Origin of the sequence: Streptomyces pathocidini, assembly GCF_001418495.1 — a bacterium.
In the GTDB taxonomy this organism is placed as follows: Bacteria; Actinomycetota; Actinomycetes; order Streptomycetales; family Streptomycetaceae; genus Streptomyces; species Streptomyces pathocidini.
Map to the genome: position 1 here is coordinate 1 of NZ_LIQY01000107.1, position 4103 is coordinate 4103.

The 4103-nt window shown below is 74.3% G+C and carries 3 protein-coding genes and 1 pseudogene; all 4 read right to left on the bottom strand.

Going from position 1 to position 4103, the window contains the following annotated elements; genetic code table 11:
• Positions 1-421, bottom strand: a pseudogene (locus tag AOK16_RS06875) (hypothetical protein); the annotation flags it as partial.
• 72 nt (positions 422-493) lie between these two features.
• Entirely contained in the window at positions 494-1306 is an 813-nt protein-coding gene (locus AOK16_RS27065; protein WP_157859132.1) for a PepSY domain-containing protein, read from the bottom strand.
• Between the two features lie 72 nt (positions 1307-1378).
• Positions 1379-3226, bottom strand: a complete 1848-nt coding sequence (locus AOK16_RS06885; RefSeq protein WP_079101129.1) for a polyamine aminopropyltransferase — start codon at positions 3224-3226, stop codon at positions 1379-1381.
• Positions 3223-3783, bottom strand: coding sequence for a DUF2617 family protein (locus tag AOK16_RS06890; RefSeq protein WP_055471338.1), 561 nt, complete (start codon positions 3781-3783; stop codon positions 3223-3225). Before AOK16_RS06890 ends, AOK16_RS06885 begins: the two co-directional genes overlap by 4 nt.
• Positions 3784-4103 lie beyond the last annotated feature (320 nt).

Below are 4103 nucleotides of genomic sequence, written 5' to 3' on the forward strand. Positions count from 1 at the left end.
AGCGGTCCAGCAGGCGGCGGCCCGCCACCGCGCTCGCGGCATCGCCCGCGGCGGTCAGGCGCCCGTCGCTGCTGACGGTCCCGGTGCAGGCCAGCACCGATCCGCCGTCGGCGGCCGACACCCGTACGCTCATGGCGAGCTTCACGGATCCGCCGCCGCGAGCCTCGGTGCCGCCGCCCTCGACGGCGAAGTCGCCGCTGTCGAGCTCGGTGACGCGGAGGCCGCCGCGATAGGTGATGGTCGAGGCGCCGACGCGCAGCTTCAGCCGTCCGGAGAGATCGACGGGGCCGGGCTCGGAGTGGGCGCTGGGCGCGTCCGGCGGCCCGTCGGCGCCCCGCTGGAAGCCCGGGACGGCGCGGGAGACGCGTCCGGGATCGGCGAGGGCCTGCCGCACGGTGTCGGCAGAAAACGGAACGAACACCTCATGCTCCATGGGGCCCGAGCCTACCCAGACACCCCCGTCCGCAGTCGGCTATCGCGTCAGTCCCGAGCGTCAGGCGCCGGAGCCGTCGACACCCGAGCCGTCAGGGCCCGAGCCGCCGGCACCCGAACCGCCGTCGCCCGAACCGTCGACACCCGAACCGTCCGCATCCGAACCGCCGCCGCCCGAACCATCAGCATCCGAGCCCTCGACGCCCGAGCCATCCGCATCCGAGCCGTCAGGGCGCAGGACCGTGCCCTTGACCGCGTCGATCACGACCTCCGTGCCCCCGTCGTCGTCACCCGCGCCGGGCTCGGCCATGGTGACCTGCCAGACGATCCTGCCGTCGGCGGCACGCGTGTCGGTCTCCAGGGAGTCGAGCTCGCCGGGCCGCTGGTTGTAGGCGAGTTGGACGGCCTGTTCGGCGGTGGACTTCGCGTACCGCAGCTTGGCGACGTCGTCGTCGGGGGTCAGGTCCTGGCGCTTGGTGAGGACGCGCGAGCCGTCCTCGGAGACCGTCAGGTCGTACTCGTCGGTGTACGCGTCCTGTCCGTCGCGCTTCGAGGCGACGGAGACCTCCCAGACGCGGTGGCCGCGCGCGTCCCGCTCGCCCTCGATGGCGTACGTGGCGCCGCGTGGCACGGCCAGGTCGGCGGTGTTCATCGCCTTCAGGGCGTTCACCACGGACTTCGGGGTGGCGTCGGGGGTGGGCAGACCGGTCACCTCGGTGCTCGGCTGCCGGTCCCAGGCCCGTGGCTCGGAACCGACGGAGTCGGAGGTTCCGGCGCCGGAGTTGATGCATCCGGTCAAGCCGGTCAGAAGGGTGGCCGCTGTCAGACCGAACACGCAGGCGCGGACGCGGACATCCGTCCGGAACGCTGGCATCGCAGACATTGCAGGCGTGTTTCGCATGGCCCCCTTACTACACCCGGCGGCCCGGCAGCCCGTGGAGCCGCGTCAGTCCGTGTAGCGCGGGTGCATCAGCGTGGAAGGGGGCAGTCCGGTCAGGCGTCCACGCTCCGCCGCCCGGGCCGCGGAGCGCAGTGCGGCGGGGGTGAGGGTGCGCGGGGAAGGGCCGGACAGCCGCAGCAGCGGCGGCCGTTCGCCCCGCGGCCCGCCGCCGTCTAGCCCCGCCCGAACCGTCCTCGCCCGGACCGTCCTCGTCCCCTCGCTCCGTTCGCCGCCCGGCCGCTCCTCCGCCGTCGCGAGGATGAAGCCCCAGTCGCGCGGGGCGGACCCGGCTCCGGAGAAGCGGTCGGGGCCGCCGGGGAAGCCGGGGAGCCGGCCGCCGATCCGGTACGGCGCCGTGCGCAGGCCCGCCGAGCGCAGGGTCGCGTCCACCGTCCAGAAGGCGCGCGGCCGCGAGGACAGCGCGCCCGCGTGCACCGCGAGCCGCCCGCCGGGAGCCAGGGCGCGGCGCGCGAGCCCGTAGAACTCCTGCGAGTAGAGCTTGGTGCTGGCGGTGATGCCGGGGTCGGGCAGATCGGAGACGACGACGTCGTACGAGCCACCGCCGGCGTACGAGCCCTCGCGCGCGTCCGCGGCCATCCCCGAACGCCCCTGCCCCCGCAGCCAGTCGAAGGCGTCGGCGGCCACCACCCGTACCCGGCGGTCCTCGAAGGCGTGCTCGTTGAGCCGGGACAGGCCGGGGTCGGTGCGGGCCAACCGCACGACGCCCGGGTCGAGTTCGACGACCGTCACCGACCGCACGCCCCGGTGGCGCAGCACCTCGCGCAGCGCGAGCCCGTCGCCGCCGCCGAGGACGAGGACGCGGCGGTGTGCTCCGGCCATCGCCGGGTGGACCAGCGCCTCGTGGTAGCGGCGTTCGTCCCGCCCGCTGACGCGCAGCCGCCCGTCGAGGAAGAGCGCGAAGGAGGGGGCGGGCCGGCTCCCCGTCACCACGACCTCCTGCACGTCGGTCCGTACGGCCACCCGCACGTCCGCCCCGTACACCGCCTCGCGCGCCGCCCGCTCGAAGGGGGCGGCGAACACCGTTCCGGCCGCCAGAAGGGCCAGGACCAGCACGTTCACGCCGATCAGCAGCCAGCGCGAGCGCCGGGTCAGATCGCGGCGGAACAGCCACAGCACCATCGCGCCGCCGGCCGCCGCGTTCACCGCGCCGGTCAGCAGCGCCCCGCTCAACTGGCCGAGCAGCGGCAGCAGGAGGAAGGGAAAGGCGAGGCCGCCGACGAGCGCGCCCACGTAGTCGGCGGCGAAGAGGTCGGCGACCGTGCCGCCCGCGTCCTGGCGGCTGACCCGCTGGATGAGCGTCATCAGCAGCGGCACCTCGGCCCCGATCAGCACCCCGATTGCCAGCGAGAAGGCGACGAGCACCGGCCGCGACTGCCCGAACCAGGCGAAGGCCGCGTACAGCGCCATCGCGGAGGCCCCGCCGACCAGCGCGAGCACCGCCTCCACCAGCCCGAACCCGACGGCGGGCCGCCACCGCAGCCGCTTGGCGAGCAGCGATCCGAGGCCCATCGCGAAGACCATCACGGACAGCACGACCGACGCCTGGGTGACCGAGTCACCGGTCAAGTACGAGGCGAGGGCGACCAGTTCGAGCTCGTAGACCAGCCCGCAGGCCGCGCAGACGAAGACCGCGGCGAGGACGAGGAAGCGGCCGATCCCCGGCGACACCGGCAGCGGGGCCGGACCCTCGGGATCCGCGCCCCCCGCCTCGGTGTCCGGTTCCGCGCTCTCCGGCGCGGGGTCTCTTCGGGGGCGCGCGGTCCGCCGCTTCACGTGCCGTGCCACGGCTCGCCCCGCGCGCCGGCCGGGGAGGGCCACCGGCGGATCGATCATGCCGGGAACGCTACGGCACCGTCCCGCGGCCCGGGCCCCGCGACAGGCGGGCGGGCCACCGCGACCTGGGTGCGGGTCGCGACGAGCCTCCCCTCCTGCGGATACGTGTGCCAGGTCCGCCAGCGCAGCCGCCCCTCGCGGTGCTGGGCGAGCAGCGCGGTGAAGGCGAGCGGGCTGCCGGGGAAGGTCCCGGCGATGCCGTGCGGATGGTCGGCCACCAGCGCGAGCAGCTCCCGGGCGCGCTCGGCGAAGGCCTCCCGCGGATGGGTCTCGACCTGGGCCGCGAACTCGTACTCCCAGCCCCCGACCCGCTTGGCCACCCCCAGCGGGAGGGGAGTGCTGCTGCCCGGCATGCAGGCCACTGTCTCCGAGCAGGGGCCGCCGCGCTCCTCTTCCACGAGCACTTGGTGGGAGGCACCGAGCAGCCGCAACTGCACGGCGGCGCCGCCGAGTTCGAGATCCAGCACGGCCAGGGCGGGCAGCGGCTCCCTGCCCAGGGCCCAGGCGAGGTCGTCGGCACGTGTGTCGGTGTACGCGGTCTGGAGGGTGGTGAGCATGGATCGGCTCCGCAAGCACGCAGTGGATGCAGTGGAAGGGGTGGGCCGGCTCGCCCCGGTCGTTCAGGCCCGGGGGAGCTCCGCTCGCCGGCTCATGCGGCCCACGTGGGTGCGGGATACGAAATCATGAAATACGCAGGGCCCACAGCGGGTTTACCCATCTGCTCCGGGTTTCCATCCCACCGAGGGCCTTACGGTTCACCTGTTCAATATCGAACGGCTCGGCTGTTCCCATCGTCCCCCCTCGACCCCATCATGCGGTCAAAGAGGTGCTGCCCGGCGGGAGTTGCTCCCAACCGACCCGCCGGGCAGCACCTCTT